20 protein-coding genes and 2 pseudogenes are annotated in these 24,272 nt (G+C 70.0%); 7 read left to right on the top strand and 15 right to left on the bottom strand.

The window, feature by feature from the left end; translation table 11 throughout:
- Positions 1-12: 12 nt before the first annotated feature.
- A complete protein-coding gene (locus SPR02S_RS16950; RefSeq protein WP_019058175.1) occupies positions 13-1,473 on the top strand; it encodes a substrate-binding protein in 1,461 nt (486 codons plus the stop codon).
- 129 nt (positions 1,474-1,602) lie between these two features.
- On the top strand, positions 1,603-3,147 hold the full coding sequence (locus SPR02S_RS16945) for an amidase (protein ID WP_019058174.1): 1,545 nt from the start codon (positions 1,603-1,605) through the stop codon (positions 3,145-3,147).
- Here SPR02S_RS16945 and SPR02S_RS16940 read toward each other — a convergent pair.
- The gene (locus SPR02S_RS16940; protein WP_019058173.1) at positions 3,142-4,956 is read right to left on the bottom strand and encodes a flavin-containing monooxygenase; all 1,815 of its coding nucleotides are present in this window, start codon (positions 4,954-4,956) and stop codon (positions 3,142-3,144) included. The genes SPR02S_RS16945 and SPR02S_RS16940 overlap by 6 nt on opposite strands.
- Positions 4,957-5,079: 123 nt before the next feature.
- Here SPR02S_RS16940 and SPR02S_RS16935 point away from each other — a divergent pair, with 123 nt between their 5' ends.
- The gene (locus SPR02S_RS16935) at positions 5,080-6,102 is read left to right on the top strand and encodes an SMP-30/gluconolactonase/LRE family protein (protein WP_026150623.1); all 1,023 of its coding nucleotides are present in this window, start codon (positions 5,080-5,082) and stop codon (positions 6,100-6,102) included.
- Positions 6,103-6,118: 16 nt separating this feature from the next.
- Here SPR02S_RS16935 and SPR02S_RS16930 read toward each other — a convergent pair whose 3' ends face one another.
- The 6 genes and pseudogenes from SPR02S_RS16930 to SPR02S_RS55840 form a co-directional block, all read right to left on the bottom strand.
- Positions 6,119-6,709 carry a TetR/AcrR family transcriptional regulator gene (locus SPR02S_RS16930; protein ID WP_019058171.1) on the bottom strand — a complete coding sequence of 197 codons (591 nt, stop codon included), beginning with the start codon at positions 6,707-6,709 and terminating at the stop codon, positions 6,119-6,121.
- A gap of 66 nt (positions 6,710-6,775) precedes the next feature.
- Positions 6,776-8,311 carry a class I adenylate-forming enzyme family protein gene (locus tag SPR02S_RS16925; protein WP_019058170.1) on the bottom strand — a complete coding sequence of 512 codons (1,536 nt, stop codon included), beginning with the start codon at positions 8,309-8,311 and terminating at the stop codon, positions 6,776-6,778.
- 1 nt (position 8,312) lies between these two features.
- Positions 8,313-8,855, bottom strand: coding sequence for a hypothetical protein (locus SPR02S_RS16920; RefSeq protein ID WP_019058169.1), 543 nt, complete (start codon positions 8,853-8,855; stop codon positions 8,313-8,315).
- Between the two features lie 120 nt (positions 8,856-8,975).
- Entirely contained in the window at positions 8,976-11,021 is a 2,046-nt protein-coding gene (locus SPR02S_RS16915; protein ID WP_019058168.1) for an MDR family MFS transporter, read from the bottom strand.
- Between the two features lie 19 nt (positions 11,022-11,040).
- Positions 11,041-11,325, bottom strand: a pseudogene (locus SPR02S_RS60225) (SDR family oxidoreductase); the annotation flags it as partial.
- Positions 11,313-11,804: pseudogene (locus tag SPR02S_RS55840) on the bottom strand (IS110 family transposase); the annotation flags it as partial. The pseudogenes SPR02S_RS60225 and SPR02S_RS55840, both read right to left, overlap by 13 nt.
- A 299-nt stretch (positions 11,805-12,103) precedes the next feature.
- On the opposite strand from SPR02S_RS55840, the gene SPR02S_RS55835 reads away from it, so the two are divergent.
- Positions 12,104-12,781: an MFS transporter gene (locus SPR02S_RS55835; RefSeq protein ID WP_373283322.1), complete on the top strand. Its 678-nt coding sequence runs from the start codon at positions 12,104-12,106 to the stop codon at positions 12,779-12,781.
- Positions 12,782-12,881: 100 nt separating this feature from the next.
- Positions 12,882-13,610, top strand: a complete 729-nt coding sequence (locus tag SPR02S_RS16895) for a GntR family transcriptional regulator (protein WP_019058164.1) — start codon at positions 12,882-12,884, stop codon at positions 13,608-13,610.
- 39 nt (positions 13,611-13,649) lie between these two features.
- Here the strand turns inward: SPR02S_RS16895 and SPR02S_RS16890 are convergent, their stop codons facing one another.
- From SPR02S_RS16890 to SPR02S_RS16865, 6 genes are all read right to left on the bottom strand, one after another.
- Positions 13,650-13,973: an L-rhamnose mutarotase gene (locus SPR02S_RS16890; RefSeq protein WP_026150621.1), complete on the bottom strand. Its 324-nt coding sequence runs from the start codon at positions 13,971-13,973 to the stop codon at positions 13,650-13,652.
- Complete coding sequence (locus SPR02S_RS16885) at positions 13,970-15,496, bottom strand: sugar ABC transporter ATP-binding protein (protein ID WP_019058162.1); 1,527 nt, start codon at positions 15,494-15,496, stop codon at positions 13,970-13,972. Before SPR02S_RS16885 ends, SPR02S_RS16890 begins: the two co-directional genes overlap by 4 nt.
- Positions 15,493-16,536, bottom strand: a complete 1,044-nt coding sequence (locus SPR02S_RS16880) for an ABC transporter permease (RefSeq protein WP_019058161.1) — start codon at positions 16,534-16,536, stop codon at positions 15,493-15,495. The genes SPR02S_RS16885 and SPR02S_RS16880 overlap by 4 nt, the downstream gene beginning before the upstream one ends.
- Positions 16,533-17,597: an ABC transporter permease gene (locus tag SPR02S_RS16875; protein ID WP_019058160.1), complete on the bottom strand. Its 1,065-nt coding sequence runs from the start codon at positions 17,595-17,597 to the stop codon at positions 16,533-16,535. The genes SPR02S_RS16880 and SPR02S_RS16875 overlap by 4 nt, the downstream gene beginning before the upstream one ends.
- A complete protein-coding gene (locus tag SPR02S_RS16870) occupies positions 17,594-18,688 on the bottom strand; it encodes a mandelate racemase/muconate lactonizing enzyme family protein (protein WP_019058159.1) in 1,095 nt (364 codons plus the stop codon). Before SPR02S_RS16870 ends, SPR02S_RS16875 begins: the two co-directional genes overlap by 4 nt.
- A 69-nt stretch (positions 18,689-18,757) precedes the next feature.
- The gene (locus tag SPR02S_RS16865) at positions 18,758-19,849 is read right to left on the bottom strand and encodes a sugar ABC transporter substrate-binding protein (protein ID WP_019058158.1); all 1,092 of its coding nucleotides are present in this window, start codon (positions 19,847-19,849) and stop codon (positions 18,758-18,760) included.
- A gap of 335 nt (positions 19,850-20,184) precedes the next feature.
- On the opposite strand from SPR02S_RS16865, the gene SPR02S_RS16860 reads away from it, so the two are divergent.
- Entirely contained in the window at positions 20,185-21,087 is a 903-nt protein-coding gene (locus SPR02S_RS16860) for a helix-turn-helix domain-containing protein (protein ID WP_019058157.1), read from the top strand.
- 15 nt (positions 21,088-21,102) lie between these two features.
- Here SPR02S_RS16860 and SPR02S_RS16855 read toward each other — a convergent pair whose 3' ends face one another.
- Both SPR02S_RS16855 and SPR02S_RS16850 read right to left on the bottom strand, forming a co-directional pair.
- Positions 21,103-21,918 (bottom strand): SAM-dependent methyltransferase, encoded by an 816-nt coding sequence (locus tag SPR02S_RS16855; RefSeq protein ID WP_019058156.1) that lies wholly within the window; start codon positions 21,916-21,918, stop codon positions 21,103-21,105.
- Between the two features lie 213 nt (positions 21,919-22,131).
- A complete protein-coding gene (locus SPR02S_RS16850) occupies positions 22,132-23,301 on the bottom strand; it encodes an MFS transporter (protein ID WP_019058155.1) in 1,170 nt (389 codons plus the stop codon).
- A gap of 643 nt (positions 23,302-23,944) precedes the next feature.
- Here SPR02S_RS16850 and SPR02S_RS64880 point away from each other — a divergent pair.
- The gene (locus tag SPR02S_RS64880) at positions 23,945-24,268 is read left to right on the top strand and encodes a hypothetical protein (protein WP_019058154.1); all 324 of its coding nucleotides are present in this window, start codon (positions 23,945-23,947) and stop codon (positions 24,266-24,268) included.
- The last annotated feature ends 4 nt before the right edge of the window (positions 24,269-24,272 follow it).

Here is a 24,272-nt window from a genome sequence, read left to right as displayed (position 1 = left end):
TGAGGTGACGTGATGGCCGCACTCCTGCTGCCCGCCGAGGAATGGACCGACGCATCGCCCGTCACGACGTTCGGCCTGTTCGGCGCGGGCGCGGGTGCGGGCTGGGTCTTCGACGCCGTGTGCGACCGGGTCGCGGCGGGCGCGGTGGTGCGGATGGGCGCTCCGCTCGGCGGCCCGGTCGCCGACCAGGTGGAGATCATCGGCCGGATCACCGAGGCACGGCCGCCGTCGCCGGCACGCGGCCACGCCGGGCAGGGCGGCCGTATCGAGATCGTGCACGACCAGCCCTGGCGGGGCCGCATCAAGCTGCGATTCGACGCCGACCGGGGCGGAACGAGGGTCCGGCTGTTCGCCGAACTCGACGAGGCCGGGCTGGAGTGGCTGATGCGCCGCCGCGGCCTGCCGGCCGGTCACGGGGCCGCGCTGAATCCGAACGCGCGGCTCGGCCTGCTGAACAGCAAGTCGGGCCTGGGGAGCATGTTCGGGGCCGCGACGGACCACATGGCCATGCTCGCCGTCGAGGAGATCAACGCGGAGGGCGGGGTGCGCGGCCGGCCGGTGGAGCTGGTGGTCGGGGACGACGCCTCGGACCCGGCGGTCGGTGTCGCCGAGGCCCGGCGGCTGGTCCGGGCCGGCTGCCGGACGATCCTGGTCGCCACGACCTCCGCCACCTACTTCGCGGTCTCGCGGGCGCTCGCCGGGACCGAAGTGCTCCTGATCCAGCCGCACATGAACGAGGGCGGCGGCACCGGCCCGCTGCGCGTCCAGCTCGGCGAGCACCACGAGGGCCAACTGGCCGCAGCCGTAAGGCCGTTGATGCGGGCGGCCGGCGGAAAGCGCTGGTTCCTGGCCGGCAACGACTACTGCTGGCCCCGCAGCACGCACGCGGCCGCCCGTCGCATCCTGCCGCGATCGGGCGCGCGGGTGGTGGGGGAGCGGTACGCCGCACTGGGCACCCGCGACTTCACCCAGGTCATCGACGCGGTGACGGCCTCGGGCGCGGACATCGTGCTGTCCACGTTCGTGGGCGCGGACGCTGCCGCGTTCGAGCGCCAGTGCCACGCGATGGGCCTGCGCGAGCGGTGCGTCACGCTCGCACCGGCCATGGACGAGTCCACTCTGGAGCACGTGGGAGCCGACGCGGCGCCCGGCCTGTACGCCGTCTCCGGCTACGTCGAGCAACTCGCGTCGCCCGGCAACGCCGTACTGCTGCACCGCTACCGGGAGGCGTACGGCCGCTGGGCCCCGCCGCTGTCCACTTTGAGCGAGTCGGTCTTCGAGGCGGCGCACATCTGGTGGTCCGCCGCGCGCCGGGTCGGTGCGGACGAACCGCGGCTGATCGCCGAGGCGATGCGCCCCGGCAGCTTCCAACTCCCGCGCGGCACCGTCACGTTGGACGACAGCGGCCGGGTCACCCAGGACCTCTTCGTCACCGAGGCGACCGGCACCGGACTGCGGCCGGTCTCGCTGTAGCCCTGCCGGTCCGGTCGGCCCAGCCCTACCCGGCCCGGTGTGGTTAACCGCGAAGTTACGTCAATAAGTATTGACCTATTGGCGCAATGTTCTAGGTTGATGGGTGCCCAGCCGAAAAGGAGTCGTCCCTTGTCCTCACTCCCCGCACCCGATGCCGCCCGCCTCGCAGAGATCGACAAGCACTTCCACTTCGGCCTGTCCGCCGAGGAGTTGGCGGAGTTCGCGCCCGCGGTGGCAGGCTCCCTCGCCGCCTCGGAAGCGGTCGAGCGGCTCTACGAACGCACGGCTCCCACCGCCCCGGACCGCCCCTGGACCTCGCCTGCTCCGGACGAGAACCGGCTGGGCGCCTGGTACGTGAAGACCTCGGTCACCGAGTCCGCCGAAGGCCAACTGGCCGGCCGTACGGTCGCGGTGAAGGACAACATCGCGGTCGCGGGCGTGCCGATGATGAACGGTTCGCGGACCGTCGAGGGCTTCGTCCCGCGCCAAGACGCCGTCGTCGTACGGCGGTTGCTCGCCGCCGGTGCGACGATCGCGGGCAAGTCGGTGTGCGAGGACCTGTGTTTCTCGGGCGCCAGTTTCACCTCGCACCCGGCGCCGGTGCGCAACCCGTGGGACGAGAGCCGGAACACGGGCGGTTCGTCCAGCGGCAGTGCCGCGCTCGTGGCGACCGGTGAGGTCGACCTCGCCCTAGGCGGGGACCAGGGCGGCTCGATCCGGATGCCGGCCGCGTTCTGCGGCATCGTGGGACACAAGCCAACCCATGGCCTGGTGCCCTACACCGGCGCCTTCCCCATCGAGCGGACCATCGACCACGTGGGCCCGATGACCCGTACCGTCGCCGACGCGGCCGCGATGCTGGGCGTGTTGGCCGGCGTGGACGGCTTCGACCCGCGCCAGCCCGACGCGATCGAACCGGTGGACTATCTGGCCGCCCTCGCCGAGCCCGCCTCGGGCCTGCGCGTCGGTGTCGTCACGGAGGGCTTCGGCACGCCGGTGTCGGACCCGGGCGTCGACGAGGCCGTCCACGCCGCGATCGACGTGCTGGCCTCGGCCGGACTCACCGTCGAGAAGGTGTCGATCCCCTGGCACCTGGACGCCCTCCACGTGTGGAACGTGATCGCGACCGAGGGCGCCGCGTATCAGATGCTCGACGGCAACGCCTACGGCATGAACGCCGAGGACTTCTACGACCCGGAGCTGATCGCCCACTACGCGCAGGGGCGCGTCGACCGGGGCGCCACCCTCTCCAAGACCGTCAAACTCGTCGGCCTGTCCGGCCGTTACACCTTCGAGGCCGGGGGCGGGAAGTACTACGGCATGGCCCGCCGCCTCCTGCCCGAGGTCCGCGCGGCCTACGACGAGGCACTGGCCCGGTACGACGTGCTGGTCATGCCCACCGTCCCGTACACGGCCAAGGAGATCCCGCCCGCCGACACCTCCCTGGCCGACTACCTGCACACCGCGTTGTCGATGGTCGGCAACACCGCGCCCTTCGACGTGACCGGCCACCCGTCGTGCAGCGTGCCGACCGGCCTGGTCGACGGCCTGCCGGCGGGCCTGATGATCACCGGCAGGCGCTTCGACGACGCAACGGTGCTCCGCGTCGCGCACGCCTATGAGCAGGCGGTCGGCGGATTTCCGAGGCCTCCTGTCACCGGGAGCGGTTCATAGCTCGATGCCGGGGCCGGACGATGCGGAGAGGATCTCGTCCATCGAGTTCTCCCGCCAGTGCTTCAGGAGTTCGTGGAAGGCGACCGGGCTGTGGGGATAGGCGGGTGAGTCGTTCGGCCGGCCGCGTCCTTCGCGGTTGTAGTAGCCGGGGGTGCACTCCGCGTGGAACCACTCGTGGTCGGGGGCGTCCTCGGCCAGGGTGGCGAGCCAGGCGTCCTCGGCCGCGCGGGACGGTTCGATGAGGGCGCCCTTCGCCTCGGCGGCGGCGACGAGGGCGGCGGCGTGAACGGCCTGCTCGTCCAGGATGTGCGTGAAATTGACGCCGACGGCGTTGTGCAGGGTGCCCAGCCGGATCAGGTTCGGGAAGCCGTTGCTGGTGAAGCCGTGCAGCGTGCGCGGACCCTGTTGCGCCCATACACGCAGGAGTTGAGCGCCGCCCCGGCCGTGGACGGGGAGTGTGCCGGAGTGGATGCCGGAGGTTCCGACGGAGAATCCCGTGGCGAAGATCAGGCAGTCGAGCTCGTACGTGGTGTCGCCGACCACGACGCCCTGTGGGGTGACGCGCTCGATGCCGTGGGTGTCCGCGGTGTCGACCAGGGTCACGTCGGGCCGGTTGAACGCCGGGTAGTACCGGTCGGAGAAGGTAGGGCGCTTGCAGGCGTACCGGTACCAGGGTTTGAGCTGCTCCGCCGTGTCCGGGTCGATGACGGTCCGCTCGACACGGGCGCGGAGTTCGTTCATCTTGGCGGCGTCGGCGGCCTCGTAGGCGGCTTCGAATTCCTGTCGGTCGCCTTGACGGCGGAAGCTCGTCAGGAGTTTCTCCAGGAGGCCCGCCGACATGGTCCAGCGGTCCGCCACGAGATCCTGTTCGGCCATCTCGCCGGAGACGATGCGGAGATGGTTCTCGCGTCGCTCGCGTGCCCAGCCGTCGTGGTCGGCACCGACATCTCCAGCGGTGGTACGGCAGTTGGCGCGCACGTCCACGGTGGAGGGGGTGCGCTGGAAGACGTAGACGTGTCCGGCGTCCTCGGCCAGCATCGGGATGACCTGGACGCCCGTGGCGCCGGTGCCGACGATGCCCACCCGTTTCCGGGAGAGGCCGGTCATGCCGCCGTCCGGGCCGCCGCCGGTGTAGGCGTAGTCCCACCGCGAGGTGTGGAAGGTGTGGCCCTCGAAGTCCTCGATACCCGGTATCCCGGGGAGCTTCGGTTCCGACAGCGTGCCGGTGGCGGTGACCACATAGGTGGCCCGGAACGCGTCGCCCCGATCGGTGGCCACGATCCACGTCCCGCTTTCCTCGTCCCAGGTCAGCGAGGTGACCGAGGTGGAGAACAGGGCGTCCGAGTAGAGGCGGAACTTCCGCGCGATCCGCACGGCATGGCGGCGGATCTCCTCGCCGGGAGCGTACTTCCACTCCGGCACGTATCCGGTCTCGTCGAGCATCGGCAGATACACATGGGACTCGATGTCGCAGTGGATGCCCGGGTACCGGTTCCAGTACCAGGTGCCGCCGAAGTCGCCCCCCTTCTCGACGATCCGGACGCGCTCCAGGCCCTGCTGCCGCATCCGCGCCCCGGCGAGGATGCCACCGAAACCGCCACCGATCACGGCGACGTCGACGGTGTCGCGGAGCGGCTCGCGCTCGGTCACCTCGTCCACGTAGGGATCCGCGGCGTAGTAGCCGAACTCGGCGTCGGTGGAACGGTATTGGCGGGCGCCGTCGGGCCGTACGCGCCGTTCTCGTTCGAGGCGGTAGCGCTGCCTCAGCGCGGCGAGCTCAGCGGGGGACGGTACTTGAGGGGGTGTCATGTGGGGGACCCCGATCCTGTCGGTCGGCTGACTTGCGGGCCACCCGTGCTGATGTGAGCGGCTGTCGGCTACCGTAACAAGAACCGGACAACAGTGTCCGGTTGGATGGCTGGAGCACGCCCCATGCGACGAATCCCGATCCACCCCCTTGCCTTACTCGCCGTGTTCGGCACGCTGGCCCTCACCGGATGCGGTACGGCCACGGGCGACCCCGGTGACACGGCCGGCTCCGTCGGAGCGGGCAGGACCATCCGCGCCCAGCAGCTCATGCAGCTGACCAAGACCCACGCGGAGACCGGGACGACCCTGCTGGAGGGCCCGACCTTCGACGCCGACGGCACCCTCCTCGTCGTCGACGTCACCGCGCCCGAGGGCGAGCCGAAGGTGATCCGGGTCGACGTCGGGAGGAAGACCTCGCGCTCGGTCCACACCGACGACCGGGGGGCCTACACCTCGGCGCAGTTCAGCCCGTACGACGGACGGCTCTATCTGACCGACTACGCCCACGGCGAGATCGTGAGCCTGGCCGCGGACGGTGGTGATCAGCGGACCTTCTTTGCCGGAGAGGTCGACGGCGCGCGGATGAACCCCGACGACATCGCCTTCGACAAGGAGGGCAACCTGTACGTCAGCGACTCGGGGGGCGACTCGTCCGGCGGTGCGGCGAAAGGCCGCGTGATCCGGATCGACCGCGACGGCAAGAAGACCGGCGTGCTGGCCGACGGCCTGGCCGACACGAACGGGATCTCGTTCGACGTGGACTACCGCGGACTGTGGATCAGCGAGCTCACGGAGAACCGGATCTCCTACCTTCGCCTCGACGCGACCGGAGAGGTGACCGCCCGGCACACCGCCATCCACGTCGACGGCGGTGTCGCCCAGACCGACTCGATCGCGGTGGACGCGGACGGCAACCTCTACCAGGCGCTGTACGGCCGACCCGCGATGGTCGTGTACGACAAGTACGGTGAGCGCCTGGCGACGGTCGAGGTGCCCCGCGGCGCCACGGGAGTCGACTCGGCCACGAACGTGGCGATCACGCCCGGCGGCACCAAGGCCTACATGACCGTCAGCGGGCCCGCCGGAGGCTACCTCTACACGTTCGACGCGTTGGCGGCGGGCGTCCGGCAGTCCAACGGCGGCTGATGCCACCCCGCCGCGCTCACCCCTCGTAGGGCCGCACCGGTCCCACCTCGACACCGAGCAGCCGCCAGGCCGCCAGCACACGGCGTTCCCGTTCCTCGTGGCCGGGGCCGGTGGCGGCACCGGAGACCATGGCGACCGCGAGCATCAGGTCGTCCGCCGTCTCCAGCCGATGACCGGCCGGCAGGTGCCCGCGCAGCGCCCGCTCGACCCGCTCCGACAGCGCCAACGCGTACGGGCGGGTCTCGGAGCCGTTGCTTGTCCCGTCGGCGTGCATGAGGCCGATGAAGGCCGCCGATTCCGCCATGTGCCAGGTCAGTACTCCCAGCACACCGGCGAGACGGGCGCCGTCCGCGGCGGCCGCCTCTTCCACCTGGCACACGTTCTCCTCCAGCACCGCGGCGGACAGGGCGGCCCGGTCGGGAAAGTGCCGGTACAGAACTCCCTGCCCCACCCCGGCCCGACGCGCGATCGCGAACAACGGGGCGTCCAGGCCGTGTTCCGCGTAGACCTCCCGGGCGGCGGCGACCAGAGCGGCACGGTTGCGGGCGGCAGCCTTCGGCCCCTGGTTGGGGGGCCGCCGTTCGTCCGGCACCGGGCGCTGCGTCACCCCGGAAGGGTACCCGGGCAGGCCGGAACGCCCTGTCCGCTCCCGGGTTCGACGGGGGTCGCGTGGTCACGCCATCGGGGTCCCCGGTGTGCCGGCCGGCGGTGCGAGGTCACGGCGTCTGATCTTGCCGCTCGACGTGGTGGGCAGGGCCGCTACGACATGGACCGCCTTCGGGATCTTGTACGGGGCCAGCTGGGTGCGGGCGAACGCGAGGCCGGACTCCGGATCCGGAGTCCGGCCCTGCGCCGGCACGACGTAGGCGTGTGCGACCTCGCCGAGTCTGGGGTCGGACACCCGGCCCACTCCGACCAGGGCGACGTCCGGATGCCCGGCGAGGACCCGTTCGATCTCGGCCGGATAGATGTTGTACCCGCCGGTGAGGATCATGTCCTTGAGCCGGTCGACGATGTAGAAGTGCGCGCCGTGCCGGTGCGCGATGTCGCCGGTGTGCAGCCAGCCGTCCGGTTCGATGGTCTCGCGGGTCGCCGTCTCGTTGCCGTGGTACCCGAGGGTGACCAGCGGACCGCGGACCATCAGCTCGCCGTCCTCGCCCTCGGGCGCGTCCGCGGTGACCTGGTCGAGGGAGGCCACCCGGACCTCCGTCCCGGGGAAGGCCACCCCGATGGAGCCCCTGGCCGGCGGAGCGTACGCGGCGTGCGTCGTCGCCAGGCCGGAGAGTTCCGTCATTCCCCACAGCTCCAGCAGGGGTGCGCCGGTCGCCTTCTCCCATGCGTCCACGACCGCGTCGGAGATGGTCTGGCCGCCGACCGTGCAGCGGGTCAGCGTCGTGAAGTCGGCGACCGTCGTGGCGAGGGCGTCCAGCAGCATCGCGTACATGGCCGGCACGCCCTCGATCATGGTGACGCCGTGCTCGGCCACCAGTCCCAGCATGCGCGTGGCGTCGAAGCGCGGCTCAAGGACGACCGTCGCTCCGGCCAGCAGAGCGGAGTTGACCGCGCAGTTGCCGTAGACGTGCGGCAGGGGCAGTGCGGTCAGTACGACGTCCGCGGCGGACCGGCCGTGCATCGCGGCGGTGTAGGCCCAGTTCAGCAGGAGCGCCTCGCGGGCCTGCATGGCGCCCTTCGGACGGCCGGTCGTGCCCGAGGTGTAGGAGATGCCGCACAGGTCCCGGGGCCGGGCGGAAGCGGAGTCCCAGCCTGCCGGGCCGTCGCCGAGCAGATCGGCGAACCGTACGACCGCTGCCGGGGAGTCGTCGAAGGTCACCCGGAGCCGGACGGCGTCCGGCAGTGTGGAGCCGATCCGCTCGGTGCAGGGTCCCGAGGCGAGGAGCGCCGCCGAGCCGCAGTCCTCGACGATGGCCGCCAACTCGGGTGCGGTGAGCATCGCGTTGACCGGGTTGACCACGCAGCCGGCCCGCAGGATGCCGTGGTGAGCGGCGACCCACTCCCAACGGTTCTCCGAGAACAGGGTCACCCGCTCGCCGGGCCGGATGCCCTGCCCGGTCAGACCGGCCGCGACCTGGCCCGCGGTGGCGTCGAGCGCGGCGTAGGTCAGGGTCCGGCCCCGGCAGACGAGCGCGATGCGGTCGCCGTGCCGTGCCGCGGCGACACCGAGCATGTCCGCGGGATCCAGGGCGCGCATGTCAGCCCACCAGTCCGGCGGGATAGTCCGCGGGGATCTCCTCGTCGGCCAGCGGGCGCGCGCCGGTGACCACGGAGTAGCTCTCCTCGCCGACGATCAGACCGGCCTCGTCGAACGGCCAGGAGATGATCGTCCGGATCGTCACCTCGTGGACGGCCTCGGGCCGCGGGGTCCGCAGGCCCATTCCCACCACCGTCGTGCCGGGGAAGAGCGAGGTCATCACCCCGTCGGTGACGATGATGTCGTCGGCGACCGTGAGCCGGTCGATGTCGAACTGGAAGTACAGCTGGCCCAGGGCCTGTCGCTCGAGGTAGAACGCCCGGATCGCTTCTCGCGAAGCCGGCTGCATGTCCTCCGGGGAACCCCAGCTGCGGTACTGCTGACGCACCGGGGAGATCGTCGCGAGGAGCGCGTCCACGTCCTCGTTGACCTCGCCCATCATGTGCGCGCGCAGCATGTTGAGCAGTGCGAGGTGTTTCGGGTCGTCGGTCTTCGCGATACGGGCATCGATGTAGTCGATCATCGCGGTGCGGTTGATGGGCATGTCGATCTCCTGTGTCGGGGTTGCGGGTCTCCGGTCGGTCGACTGCGCGACCGACCGCAGGGGGCTTGGGACTTGGGACTGTGCTCCGCCCGGCTCAGGGTGGAGACGTGGTGGGTGTCGTCAGGTCAGCGCGTGCTGTGCGCGTGTCGGGTCGTCGACGCCCTGGTCGAGCAGGCGTCCGGCCACCCGGCCGATCGCGGCGTCCAGCTCGGGGCCGCTGCCCCAGTCGTCGAGCCGTTCGGCCAGCCAGTCCTTCCACGCCGTGGCGAGCTTCTCGAACTCCGTCCGGCCGCCGGCGGTGAGCGTCCACTGGCCGCTCGCGTGCCGCAGGTGTCCGGTTCGCTCCAGGTGCGTGAACGCCGGTTCGAGCACCTGGGCCGGTACGGAGAACCGTTCGCCGATCGCCGTCAGGGTCGGTGGCTCATCGCGCCGTTCCTGGAGGTACACCTGGACCAGGCACCACAGGCCGCCGGGATCCAGTTCCGTCCCGGATCTCGCGACGATGCCGGGCGCGGCCTTCTTGCGTTCACGGAAGAAGAGCTTCGCGACGGCGCGTTCCAGCTCACGGTCCTGATCACGCGCCTCGGGCCTGCCGAAGCCGTCACCGATGTCCGCCGCGCCCGCCTTCGACGTGTCGCGCAGCGGGACCTCCTTGAGGAACAACGCGAGCACCAGCGCGACCAGGCCCACGGGCGCGGCGGCGAGGAACACCGTCTGCAGCGAATCGCTGTAGGCGTCGATCACACCCCGGGACACCGAGGCCGGAAGCCTGTGCAGCAGCGCCGGAACCTCCGCGGCCCGGGGGTCGGTCCCCGCAGGCAGCGGATGCGCGGCCAGCGCGTGCCCCAGGTTGGTCGACAGCCGGCCGGTGTAGACGGTCCCGAAGATCGCGGCTCCGAAGGCGCTGCCGATCGACCGGAAGAAGCTCACCCCCGAGGTCGCCACCCCCAGGTCGGAGTAGCCCACCGTGGACTGCACGGCGATGACGAGCACCTGCATGCCGAGCCCGATGCCGAGGCCCAGCACGGCCATGTAGAGCGACGCCTCCCAGAAGCCGGTGTCGGCGTCGAGGCGGGAGAGCAGGAACAGCCCGAGGGTGATGAGCACGGCGCCGAGGACCGGGAAGATCTTGTAGCGCCCGGTCCTGCCGACGAGGCTGCCGGACACGATCGACGCGATCAGCGGGGTGAGCACCATCGGCAGCAGCCGGATGCCCGAGGACGTCGCCGTCGCACCCCGCACGTACTGCATATAGGTCGGCAGATAGGACAGCGCGCCGAGCATGGCGAAGCCGACGACGAAGCTCAGCAGCCCGCCGATGGTGAAGACCGGGTTGCGGAACAGCCGCATCGGCAGCATCGGTTCCTTCGCGCGCAGCTCCACCAGCACGAACAGCCCGAGGAGCACGACCGACCCGACGGCCATCCCGATGATCGTCGGCGAGCCCCAGGCGTACTGCGTCCCGCCCCAACTGGTCACCAGGATCAGGCCCGTTGAGGCGAGGCCGATCAGCAGGATGCCCAGGTAGTCGACCACGGGCTTGAGCGCGGCGTGGGCGCTCGGCATCGCGGACGCGGCCACGGCGAGCACGACGACGACCAGCGGGATGTTGACGTAGAACGACCAGCGCCAGGACAGGTGGTCGACGAACAGGCCGCCGAGCATCGGGCCGGCGACGGTCACCACGCCGAAGACGGAGCCGAGGATGCCCTGGTACTTGCCCCGTTCGCGCAGCGGCACGATGTCGGCGATCAGCGCGGTCGAGGTGACCATCAGCCCGCCGGCGCCGAGCCCTTGCACCGCGCGCCACAGAACGAGCGCGGTCATGCTGTCGGCGAACCCGCAGAAGAACGAGCCGGCGCCGAAGACGACCACGGACAGCTGGAACATCGGCTTGCGGCCGAACAGGTCGCCGAACTTGCCGACGACCACGGTCATGACGGTCTCGGCGAGCAGATAGGACGTGACCACCCAGGACAGGTGGCCCGCGCCGCCGAGGTCGCCCACGATGGTCGGCAGCGCCGTGCCCACGATCGTCTGGTCCAGCGCGGCCATCAGCATGCCGAGCAGCACCGCGCCGAACACGGCGTTGGTCTTCTTGCGGCTCAGCCGCGCCGGGGCCGCCGCGCCCCGTTCCCTCGTGGCCGTAGCCGTGGCCGTCATCATGCCCAGTTCCTCGTTCGGTTCAGGGTGCGAGCGTGCGGGCCGCGGCGACGACGCCGCCGTCGACGGTCAGGTCGGTACCGGTGATGAAGGTCGCCTCCGGTCCCAGCAGGAAGGCCGTGGCGCCGGCGATGTCGCCGGGGGTGCCGACTCGCCCGGTCCCGGACATGCCGATCAGTTGGCGCATGAACTCGCCGTCCGGACCGGCGAGTTCGGCCTGGCCCATGGCCGTGGAGATGACGCCGGGGCTGACGCTGTTGACCCGCGCCCCGCGCTGCCCCCACGCCGTACTGGCCGCTCCAGGCCGGGGAAGAAGCCGGTGAGTCGAGACCGGAGCCGGTTGACGGTTCGGGTGCGGTCGGTGACCAGATCGATGCGACGGCCGGTGAGAATCTTGAGGTCGGTGACTGTCTCGTCGCCAGTGCGCAACGGGTGCAGGTCCCGTCGGATGCGGACCTGATCGGCGATGACCGCAGCGTCCTTGGCATCGGTTTTTCCTTCGCCGCGGTAGCTCTCTGAGGCGCGGTGGATGGCCCGGCCGGAGATGTAGTGCACCGGCTGGTCGTGGTTGAGGAGGATCGTGATGGTCAGGGCGGCTCCGCCGTCTGCCATGTCGATGCCCCAGACCACTTCGTCGCCCAAGGCCAGTACGTCGGTGAGGAGTTCGAGCAGTTCGGGTTCGTCGTTGGCGACGCGTCGGGACAGCAGCCGGTGGCCGCTCTCGTCGATCGCGACGCAGTGGTGGTGGGTCTTGCCTGCGTCGATGCCGGCCCAGGTCGTGGCCATGCGGTGCCTCCGTGCGGTGTGGTGCTGATGCCTCCCAACGGACGACCTCGCTGTCGATTCCCTACGGAGCGATCATTCGCGATTCCTAATTGGCAGCCGAGTCGTCGTGGGGTACCCGGCGGCCAATCACTGAGAGCCACAAGCGGCAGAGCTTTTTCAACCACACCCGGCACCCCTGGGCGGGTCAACCATACGAAGGGCTCACCGCGTCCCGCAGAACAACGTAGGGAGCGGTTTCCAACCTCACGCTGATGCGTGGTGAAGGCCGTCCTCGTCCTTCACCACGCATCAGCGTGAGGTTGGAAAAAGCTCAGTACTTCCAGCTCAGCCGTGGGCACAGTCCGACCGAGGCGGGCCTGCTGACGATTCCGATGATGGCCGGCATCCTCGTCGCTTCCACGGTCGCGGGGCGGCTGATCAGCCGGACCGGGAAGATCAAGCCGTTCATCATCACCGGCGCCGTCCTGCTCACGGTCGGGTTCGCCGTACTCGGCACCATCGACTCGAAGACGCCCATGCTCCTGCTGGGCATGGCGATGCTGTGCGTCGGGATGGGCGTCGGCATGACGTTGCAGAACCTGGTGCTCGTCGTGCAGAACACCGTGCCACTGAAGGACATCGGCGCGGCCAGCTCCACGGTGTCGTTCTTCCGCTCCCTCGGCGGCACGATCGGCGTCTCCGTCCTCGGCGCCGTACTGGCCCGGCACATCCAGGACCAGATCGCACACGGACTCGTCTCGGCGGGACTGCGCACCACGGGCTCCGCCTCTGACGTCTCCGCGCAGCCCGCCGCCGTACAGGAGATCATCCGTGTCGCGTACGGCGACGCTACCGCCCAGATCTTCCTCCTCTCGGCCGGGGCGGCCGTCCTCGCCGTGATCGCCGTGATCCTGCTGAAGCCGGTCAGCCTGCGCAGCAGCCTCGACCTGACCGAGAAGAGCGGGGGAGCGGCGACGGTCGCGGCGGAGGCGGGGTGATGGGCCGAACCAGTCGGCGATGTTCTGCGGGCACCCCTCTCTCAACCCGTCTACCTGGGTAAACTGTCGGGAACGCCAAGTGCCTTGAGAGGGAGTCGGGATGCCGCCGCACAGTCCTTCCGCGGCCGGGGTTCCGGACGAGGGCGAGGGTGACGAGCGGAGTGCGCCGCCCGTCCGGCAGGCGCTGTCGGACAGCGTGTACGAGCGCATCAAGGCGATGGTCATGGACCACGAGATCGCCCCCGGCGCCCGCGTCGGCATCGAAGCGCTCGCCCGCACCCTCAAGGTCTCGCCAACTCCCGTACGGGAAGCGCTCGCTCGACTGGAGTCCGACGGTCTGGTGGTGAAGCGGGCGCTCTCCGGATACCGGGCCACGCAGCTGCTCACCAGTCAGGGTCTCGGCGAACTCTTCGAAATGCGGCTGCTGTTGGAGCCGAAGGCAGCCGCGCTGGCCTCCGTCAACGCGACCGAAGCGCAACTCGACGGACTTGAGCGGATCGTCGAGGAGATGCAGGCCCACCCGAGCCCGAACGAACGGTACGCGTCGTACCGCGACTTCGCCGCCCTCGACCAGCGCTTCCACGAGGCGATCGGACAGGCCGCGCACCGACCGCTGCTGGCGGACGCGGTGGAACGGCTCCACGCGCATCTGCACATCTTCCGGCTCAGCAAGGTGGTTGGCGCGTGGGGGCCCACCGTCGCCGAGCACGAGCGGCTCGTACGGGCCGTCCTGCGCCGCAACCCGGAACGGGCGGCCGAGGCCATGACGGAGCACCTGACGCGCAGCCTGGAACGGCAGATCGAGGACGGCGAGGGGCCTGTTTCCTGAACGGCCGCCGCAGAAGCCGGAGTTGGGGTCCTGCCCCGCTCACTCCATCAGGAACACCTGTTCCGCCGTGGCCCACCATTCGCCGGGCGCCGCCTCCGGCACGGGCACCTGGCAGGGGGCGGTGAGTTTCCACCACCGCTGGGTGGCCTCGTCCTCGGTCATCAGGGCCAGGTCCGCCGCGAGATCGTCGCCGTGGTACTCGAAATAGCTGAACAGGCGGTCGCCCAGCAGATGGATCGAGTAGTTGGCGATGTGGCAGTGCCGGAGCCGGTTCAGGACCGGCTCCGGCACCCCGCGGTGCAACTCCCGGTATTCGTCCAGCCTTTCCGGGTGTACGGCGATGACCTGGGCCACGCGCCTCACGAGCGCACCGCGTCGCGGTCGTGGATCAGGCGGATCACCCGGCCGCTCATGCGGTCGTAGTCGCGGTCGTTGTCGAGTTCGCCGCGGATGCGGTGGTCCGTCATGACGACGATGCGGTCGGCGAGGGTGACCATCTCGGCGAGGTCGCTGCTGATGAGGAGGATGGGCAGGCCGTCGCGGGCCAGGTCCCAGATGAGCTCGTGGAAGGCGCGCTTGGTGCGGACGTCCACGCCGACCGTCGGCTCGTCGATGACCAGCAACTTGGTGTCCGCGGCAAGCCACTTGGCGAGGCTGACCTTCTGCTGGTTCCCGCCCGAGAGCTCACCCGCGTTCTGCCCGAGCCCCGTGACCCGGATGCCGAGCCGGTCGACGAGGTCCTGCGCGACGTCCCGTTCCTCGCGCGCCGAGACGAACCCGAGGGCCTTGGCGAGCCGCTTCCACACCGTCACCGTGATGTTGCGGATGATGGGCTGCTCGAGGAAGACGCCCTCCTCCTTGCGGTTCTCGGTGACGTACCCGATGCCGAACTCGTGCAGGGCCTGGCGGGGTGAGGTGATGCGGACCGGGCTGCCGTGGACGCGGACCTCGCCGCCGGTGATGCGGTCCAGGCCGAGCACCGCCTTGACCAGTTCGCTGCGCCCGGCGCCGACCAGTCCGTACAGGCCGACGATCTCGCCGGGCCGGACCTCCAGGCTGATGTCACGGTGTCCGCCGGCCGTGGAGACCTTGTCCAGTACGAGAGTTGGGGTGGCGGTGTGGTCGACCGTGCGCGGGCGCATCTCCGTCGCCGCGTGGGCGCGGCCCACCATGAGGCCCACGATGTCGTCGTGGGTGTGGTCGGCCAGGGGCGAGGACTCCAGGACCGACTTGCCGTCGCGCAGCACGGTGACGGTGTCGCAGACCTCGAAGACCTCCTCCAGCTTGTGGCTGACGAAGACGACACAGGCGCCTCGGGCGGCCAGTCGCCGGATCACCTCGAAGAGGCGCTCGGTCTCCTGCGGGGAGAGGGACGCGGTCGGTTCGTCGAGCAGGAGGACCCGGCTCTCGGTGTAGAGGGCCTTGGCTATCTCCACCAACTGCTGTTGAGCCACGGACAGTTCACGCACCGGCCGCTGCGGGTCGAGGTCGACGCCGAGTTCCGCGAGACAGGCGACGGCCGGTGCGGTCATCGCCTCGCGGTCGACCAGGCCACGGTGGGAGGGCGGGTTCTGCAGGGTGATGTTCTCCGCCACCGAGAAGCCCGGGATCAGATTGCGTTCCTGGTGGACGACACCGATACCGGTGCGGGTCGCCTCCAACGGCGAGCGCAGATGGACCTGTTGGCCGTTCCAGGTGAGCCTGCCGCCGTCGGGGGAGTGCACGCCGGTGAGGACCTTGATGAGGGTCGACTTGCCGGCGCCGTTCTCACCGAGGAGCGCGTGCACGCTTCCGGCAGTGAGCCGTAGCCCCACGCCGTCCAGCGCCCGGACACCGGGGAAGACCTTGACCAGGTCCTCGCATTCGAGAAGAACCGTGCCGCTCACTGGGCACCTCCGGTCTGCGGCAGGACGGCGCCGTCGGTCGTCGCGGACTTCTCCAGGCGCGTCTGGTGCAGCCGGCCACCGGCGACCGTACCGAGCACGACCAGACCGATGAGGAGGTTCACCCAGCTCGGGTCCAGCGAGAACTGGGCGCGGGCAGCGTCGATCAGCCTGGTCACGAAAGCCGCAAGTACCGTGCCCAGCACGGCGATTGAACCGCCGGTGAGGGCCACGCCCCCGATGATCGGCGCGGCGAAGCTCGGCAGCAGCCAGTCGCCGCCGACGCTGCGGTTGACGCCGGGCAGCGAGGCCGTGGCGGTCACGGCGGCCACGCCGATCAGCAGCCCGGACAGGGTGTGGGCGGCGACGATCTGCCGGTCGGTGGAGATGCCGGAGAGCCGGGCCGCGAGGGGGTTGCCGCCCGCGGCGAGGAGCCGCCGGCCCGCGACCGTGCGGTACATGAACGCGGCCAGCAGCGCCGCCGCGACGAGCGCGGTGACGAAGACCAGGGGGATGTTCAGGGGCGCCGCCGTGCCGAAGTCGCGCAGGGTGCGCGAGTAGCCGTCGACGGTGCGGGTGCCGGTGAGCCGGTACTGCGCGCCCAGGAGGATCGTCATCGTCGCGAGGGTGACGATGAACCCGTTGATCTGGGTGCCCACGATGGCGACACCGGTCGCAAGCCCGATGGCCGTCGCCGTCAACAGGCCCACGATCACGGCGACTCCGGCGGGCACACCGTGGTCGGCCATGAGGACGCCCATCAGGCATGCCGTGAAGCCGCCCAACGCGCCTACGGCGAGGTTGAGTTGACCGACGCACAGCGCCACCATCTGGGCCAGCCCGATGAGAATGGGAGTGGCCAGGTACTGGAGGAAGACCCGCACCGAGGGGCCCTCGAAGAATGAGCCCGACGAAGCGATGCCCAGCGCCACGTACCCCACCACGACCACGCACAGCAGCATCGCCGCCGTGGAACGGGAGAACCGGCGCAGCGCCGAGCCGCCCCAACTCCCTTGACCCAGCGTCACGTTCAAGCGGTTCATGTCGAACGCACCACCTTGCGATAGGACACCACGGTGCGGATCCGGTCGGCCGACAGGGCCAGCAGGAGGACACAGCCGAGATAGATGTTCAGGCTCTCCAGACCTACGCCGAGCAGGTCGAGGCCCTTGCGGATCACACCGACCAGCGCGGTGCCGAGCAGCGTGCCCAGCACGGAGACCACTCCGCCGGTGAGCAGGGTGCCGCCAAGTACCGCGCCCAGGAAGGACGGCAGCATGAAGTCGTCGCCGATGGAGGCGCGGAACGTACCCGTGCCGGCCGCCGCCATGAACCCGGCGAGCGCCGCGAGCAGCCCCGACAGCGTGTGCGCGAGCAGGACCCGGCGTCCGGTGGGAATGCCGGACAGCTCGGCGGCGGCCGGATTGGCGCCGGTGAGCAGCAGTTCACGGCCGATGCGCGTACAGCCGTAGAGGAAACCGAGGGCGAGCATCGCGAGGACGGTGAACTGGGCTATCTGCGGGACAGCGGGGGATCCGCAGATGGGGCCCGCGCAGATGTCGGCGAGGGAGTAGGAGCGCAGGGCGTCGATGCCGGCGGGGTGGGTGGTGAAGGCGGCGTCGTCGGTGAGGGACGAGTACATGAGGGAGACCAGGCCCAGGAGGGCGAAGTCCATGGCCAGGGTGACGACGAAGGAGCTCACTCCGGTACGGGCGATGAGCCAGCCGGTGACCGCGCCGATCGCCGCCCCGGCGGCCAGGCACATCAGCAGCCCGACCTGCATGGGGACGCCGAGACGGTCGTAGCCGAGGCCCGCGAACATGGCGCCGAAGGCGGCCATGCGGCCGACCGCGAGGTTCATGTGGCCCACGGACAGGACGACCATCTGCGCGAGTGCGACCACGGTGAGTGTGGCGATGTCGCGCAGGAGCGGGAAGAGCACCAACTGCTGGTCCAGGAAGGCCGGTCGGAGCACGCCGAACAGGACGCTGAGCGCGATGACGAGGACCAGGAGACCGAGTCGCTGGTTGACCCAGAACGGCATGCGGTGCGTGGCCGCCTTCTCCTCCGGGACGGTGTCCGGCGGACTGATCGAGGTCGTCATGCCACCCTCCGGTCGTCCAGCGCGTCCGGGTCCCAGTCGATGCCGATGCCCGGCGAGTCCGGGGCCACGGCCTGCCCGTCGCGGATGGTCAGTTCGGTGCGGGTCACCGCCCTCAACTGCGGTATGTACTCGACGTATTGGCCGTTCGGCACGGCGGCGGCGAGGCTCACGTGCAGCTCCATCAGGAAGTGCGGGCAGACCGAGACGTTGTGACTCTCCGCCAGATGCGCGACCTTCAGCCACGGCGTGATGCCACCGATCCGCGCGGCGTCGACCTGCACGACGGACGCGGCACCGGCCTCCAGGTAGGAGCGGAACTGCATGAGCGAGTACATGGACTCGCCGACGGCGACGGGGATGCGGGTCGCCGCCGCGAGCCGCGCGTGCCCGCTGATGTCGTCCGCGGGCAGCGGCTCCTCCAGCCAGTACGGGTCGTACGGCTCCAGCGCCGCCGCGAGCCGGAGAACGGAGGACGCCGTCTGGGACTGGTTGGCGTCGGTCATGATGTGCAGGGAAGGTCCGACTGCCTCGCGTACCGCGCGCAGGCGTTCCGCGTCCTCGGCGGGATGCGGCCGGCCCACCTTGATCTTGACGCCCGCCCACCCCAACTCCTGGGCGCGCAAGGCGCTTTTGACCAGTTCCTCGGCGCTCAGATGGAGCCAGCCGCCCTCGGTGTCGTAGACCGGCACCTCCTGACGGTGACCGCCGGCCAGCCGCCACAGGGGTTCGCCCGCCCGCTTGCAGCGCACGTCCCACAGGGCGGTGTCGACGGCGGCGAGGGCGAGTGAGGTGATGGCACCGGTGGTGGTGGAACGGGTCAGCGCGAACAGCCGTTGCCAGAGCCCCTCGACGTTGCGGGCGTCCTGCCCGACGAGCGCGGGCAGCAAGTGGTCGCGCAGCAGGGCGAGTACGGAGCTGCCGCCGGTGCCGATCGTGTAGGAGTAGCCGGTGCCCGCGAGGCCGTCGGCCGTCTCCAGGCCGACCAGGACCGTCTCCTGTTTGACGAACGACTGCACCGCGTCGGTACGGTCCTGCTCGACGGCGATGTCGACCAGCCGCGCGGTCGCGGCCGTGATGATGCTGCTGCTCATTCAGCAATTCCGGTTTCTGTCGGGGGAGTTGGCCATCAGCGGTGCTTGGCCGTCAGCGGTGGTCGGTCGTCAGCCGCAGGTGAGGATCTTGTCGGCGAACTGCTTCTTCAGTTCGGCGGTCTTCGTCTGCCGCGCCTTGTCGTACCCGGCGACATTCGCCTTGGTGACGACGAACGAACCCGAGTCCACCTCCACGCCGGGAGAGCGCACCGTGCACTGCTTCGTCTGGAGCAGCGCCAGCGCCCAGGTCCCGATCTCGGCCTGGCCGACCGGGTTCTGGACCACGGTGGCGGTGACCGTGCCCTGCTTGATGCCGCTGAGGATCTTGGCGTCGTCGTCGATCGCGATGACCTTCGCCTTGGACCCGGACGACTTGACGACGTCGGCCGCGGCGACGGCCGGGTTGTAGGCGGTGGCGACAATGCCCGTGATCTGACTGCCCTTTGCGGCCATCAGGTCGGACACCGCCTTCTGCGCGGTCTGCAGGTCCGTGTCGATGTCGGTGATGGTCTGCAGGAGCTTGACCTTGCCGCCCGACTCCTTCACGGCCTGGGTGACGCCCTTGATCCTCAACTGGGTATTGGCGTCGACGTTGTTGCCGGTGAGGTGGACCAGGGTGCCCTTGCCGCCCATGGCCGCGATCGCCGCCTTCGCGGCTTTGTAGGCGGCGAGTTGGACGTCGGTGGAGAGACAGAAGTCGGCGTCGTCCTTGTCACCCGCCGGGCAGGACCCCAGTGAAGCCACCGGGAAACCCTGGGACTTGAGGTCCGCGAAGGTCGAGTTGATGTCGGTGGGGGAGACGCCGAACACCCCGAACGCGTTGTAGCCGCGGGCCGCGAGCGTGGACAGCAGGTTGTTCTGCTTCTGCTGGTCCCACTCCGCCGTCTCGTCGAAGGCGACGGCTCCGAGGCCGTACGTCTTCTTCGCTGCGGCGCCCGCTGTCTTCCAGGGCTGAAAGTACGGGTGGGCGCCGCCGGGCACGAGGGCGACCTTGGTCTTGGAGCCGTCCACGAGGTCGGCGCCGGCGCCGGTCCGAGCGGCCGGCGCGGCCTGACTGCCGGACTGCGCATCGGAGTTCTTGTAGGTACAGGCCGCTGTCCCCGTCGCCAGCAGCGCGACGGCGACAACTCCGGGCAGGACAGATCTGGTTGGGAAGCGCATGACCCACCCCTGCGGATTCAGATAGGAATCAGATAGGAAATCGATGCGGCGATCGTGGGGGGAGGAACCTGCGCCCGTCAAGACTTGCGGCACGAACAGGTGTGCTGGGTAGGGAGTTTGTGACTCTCAGGGCTCCTGTCCGTGCCTCTCGTGTGGCCCGGCTGTGAGTGAAATCGTATAGGAAATGCCTGCGTGTCGGCCTGGCCGTAAAGGTATAGATCATTCCCGCAACGTGAAGATCGTGCGCCCCTCGGCCCTCTAGGATGACTGGCTTCAGCGTTCGCGATGGGGCAAGTAGCGGGCGTGCAAGGGTCGTTCACCGCAGGGAGTTGCGCATGGGTTCCGACATGGGTTTCGACGAGGTCTTAACCACGCCGCTGGACGGGCTGTCGGCCGGACCCGTGGTGCCACGGCTGGTGCTGGGCGCGCGGTTGCGCGCACTGCGCGACGAGCGGCGCATCTCCCGGTCGGCCGCGGGCGACGCCATCCGCGCCTCCCGGTCCAAGATCAGCCGACTGGAGGCCGGCCGCCACCGCTTCAAGCCGCGTGACGTGGCCGACCTGCTCACGCTCTACGGCGTCACGGACGAGGCCGGGCGCGCCACCCTGCTGGCCCTGGCCGAGGAGGCCAACTCCCCTGCCTGGTGGCAGCACTTCAATGATGTGGTGCCCACCTGGGCGCGGGCCTACCTCGGGGCCGAACAGGCGGCGAGTCTCGTCCGCTGTTTCGAGGTCCAGCGCGTTCCCCACCTGCTGCAGACCCCCGACTACGCGCGCGCCTCCCTCAGGCTCGCCCACGCGGGCGCCGGTGGCGCGGAACTCGACCGGCGGGTCAAGCTGCGGATGACCCGGCAGCGGATTCTGCGCCGGCGGCCGGCGGCACAGCTCTGGGCCGTGATCGACGAGGCGGCGCTGCGTCGACCGGTGGGTGGAATCAGCACGATGCGGGGCCAGTTGAGGCATCTCATCGAGATCTGCCGGCTGCCGCAGGTCACCGTCCAGGTGATGCCGTTCCTCGCGGGCGGGCACGCGGGGGAGGCCGGACCGGTGACCATCCTGCGGCTGCCCGGCGGCCGGCTGCCCGACATGGTCTACCTCGAACAGCGGGTCACCGCCCTCTACCCCGACCGGCCGACCGAGATCGAGTGCTACTGGGACGTCATGAACCGCCTGGTGGTGGAGGCGGAATCGCCGGAGGAGACTCCGACGATCCTGCATCGCATCCTTCAGGAAACGTGAACTGCCGGACAGGCGCTAGCGCTTGAGGGCGACACCGCCGTACTGGTGCACCTCCGCGGGGAGGCCCCAGGCGCTGTCGTCGGGACGCCAGCGGGAGCAGGACGCGACGCCCGGTTCGATCAGCTCCAGCCCCTCGAAGAAGCCCGCGATCTGCTCGGGGCTGCGCAGGATGTACGGGATCGAACCGCCCTCGTTGTACTGGCGGATGGCGTCGACGTAGGCCTCGCTGGTGTCGGTGCTGTCGTAGTGCACGAGGTAGCTGCCGGAGGGCAGGGCCTCCACCAGGCGCCGTACGATCGAGCGCGCCTCGTCGTAGTCCTCGATGTGGCCCAGGATGCCCATCAGCATGAGGGCGACGGGCTTGTCGAAGTCGAGCGTCTTGCCGGCCTCCCGCACGATGGTGGCCGGGTCGCGCAGGTCGGCGTCGACGTAGTTGGTGACGCCTTCCGGGGAGCTGGTGAGCAGCGCGCGGGCGTGGGCCAGCACCAGCGGGTCGTTGTCGACGTAGACGATGCGGCACTCGGGGACCACCCGCTGGGCTATCTCATGGGTGTTGTCCACGCTGGGCAGTCCGGTGCCGATGTCCAGGAACTGCCGGATGCCCTCCTCGGCGGCCAGATGCCGGACGGCGCGGGCGAGGAAGTACCGGGCGGCCCTGGCTCCGGTCTCTATCCCGGGGAAGATCTCGCGGAACGCGTCACCGGCGACACGGTCCACTTCGTAGTTGTCCTTGCCTCCCAGCCAGTAGTTCCAGATCCGCGCCGACTGCGGCACGGTGGTGTCGAACCTGGCGAGCGGATCCTGCTCGGAGTTGTCTGCCGCTTCGGTCATGGAAGCTCCTGTGCGTACGGCGGTGAGAACCACGGAACCGTCGAAGATCGGCCGTGGACACCCACGTTATTCCCCCGTGGCTCGACTCATGCGCCACGTCGGCATCAACTGCGTTTCTCGGACCGCTCGTTGGCTTGTTCGCTGCGGCTGGTGACGTGGAATCAGCCCTGCGCCAAGCATCGGTGCGTCAGCGCGTCGGCCCTCAGCCGTGCGTCAGTTCTCTGCCGCGTGCCGGGTGAGGAATCCGATGACGGCCGCTACGGCGGCCAGGGCGGCCACGCTGGTGAGGGCGGCGGGGAGGGAGTACCAGTCCGCCATGAAGCCGATGGCGGGCGGGCCCAGGAGCATGCCGCCGTAGCCGAGGGTGGAGGCGATCGCGACGCCGTCCGGGCCGGCGAGGCTGCCGGCGCGCTCGACGGCGACGGGGAAGAGGTTGGCGAGGCCGAGCCCGGTGATCACGAAGCCGAGGACGGCCGCCCACAGGGTGGGTGCGAGAGCACCGAGCAGCATGCCGAGGGCGGCGACCGTGCCGCCGGAGACGAGGGTGCGGGTGCGGCCCAGACGTTCGAGCAGCCGGGTGCCGGTGAGCCGGCCGGCGGTCATGGCGAGCGCGAAGCAGGAGTAGCCGATCGCGGCGGCGCCGGCGGTGGCGTCTAGGTCCTGCTCCAGGTGCAGAGCGCTCCAGTCGGCCAAGGCGCCTTCGCCGAAGGCCGTGCACAGGGCGATCAGGCCGAAGGTGAAGACGAGGCCGCGGGTGCGGGGGGTGAGACGGCGGGGCGGTGTCACCTCGTTCGGTGAGTCCTGGGGTGGTGCCGGCGGCTGGAGACGCAGCAGTTCGCGGCCGACCACGGCGGTGACGAGCAGGCCGATCACGGTGAGGCCGAACAGGTGCTGGGTCGGGGTCAGGAACCCGGCGACCAGTCCGCCCAGCCCGGCGCCGACCATGCCGCCGAGGCTGAACGCGGCGTGGAAGCTGGGCATGATGGGCCGCCGCATGGCCCTGACCAGGTCGACCGCCGCGCTGTTGAACGCGACGTTGATCCCGCCGTAGGCCGCGCCGAAGATCAGCAGGACGAGGCCGAGGGTGAGGGGTGAGTGGGTGAGTGGGGGGAGGGAGATGCTGAGGGACAGCAACACGGCGCAGACGACGGTGACTTGGTGGTTGCCGTAGCGGTGGCAGAGGCGGCCGGTGAGCATCATGGTGATGACGGCGCCGGCGGAGACGCCGAGGAGGGCGAGTCCGAGGGTGCTGGCGGAGGCGCCGGTCTGGTGCTTGATGGCGGGGATGCGGACGACCCAGCAGGCGAAGATGAAGCCGTCGAGGGCGAAGAACGCGGTGAGGGTGATCCGGAGCCGGGTGAGGTCGGTGGGGGTGCCCGGCACGGCGTTGTGCGTTCGGGGTTTGTTTATTTGCGGCACAAAATCAGGCTAGGTGGGGGCCACGCCCAGGGCAAGGGGGTTGGCGGGCGCCCGGGGCGAGGCACGGCTCGCCCCGGGCGCTGCCCGTGGACCATCTCGGGGGCGTCGACAGCCGGATCTGGAGCGGCATGATCAGACGGGCGTGTCCGCCGGCTCGTCGACCTCCCACGGCGATGGTGAGGGTCAGGAGATCGGCCGGGACAATCGGTCTCACGTCGGGTCGGGTCGACCGACGGCGGCTCCACGCACCACCGATGCGACGGCACCCGTGGCCGTCGCGCCCTCATCAACGCTCCTTCAGGTCTCCTCGTGGAAGTGGTGGCTCCGCCCGGGCAGGGGGCAGAACGGGTTCATGCAGGACGACAAGGACCCAACAAGTCCCTGGAGGCGGTGACTTGACCGTCATCGTCGGCCTGGTCCATCGCGGGCGCACTCATCTCGCCGGAGACTCGGCAGGCAGCAGCGGGTCACAGCTCACGATCCGTCGTGACCCGAGGTCTTCACCAACGGCCCCTATGTACTTGGATTCACGACCTCGTTCCGTAGGGGCCGGCTGCTGCACCACGCATTCGAGGCCCCGCACCCCGAGGGCGACCTCGACCGTTTCATGGCCACGCGCTTCATCAACGCCGTCCGAGCCTGCCTCAAGGACGGTGGGTGGGCCCGCAAGGACTCCGAGCAAGAACAGGCAGGTGTCTTCCTGGTCGGTGTCCACGGCCGTCTCTTCGAGATCCATGACGACTATCAAGTCGGTGAGCCCATGGAGGGATATGCCGCTGTGGGCTCCGGGGACGACCTGGCTCTCGGCGCTCTGCACGCCACCGCCGAGCTCGGACTCAAACCGCGCGAGCGCCTCACCGCCGCCCTGCGCGCCGCAGATCATCACAGCACGTATGTCTCCGCCCCGTACCCCCACGTCAAGACACGCTGAATGA

Source organism: Streptomyces prunicolor NBRC 13075, assembly GCF_000367365.1.
Taxonomy (GTDB): Bacteria; Actinomycetota; Actinomycetes; order Streptomycetales; family Streptomycetaceae; genus Streptomyces; species Streptomyces prunicolor.
This window is presented reverse-complemented; position numbering and strand designations above follow the sequence as displayed.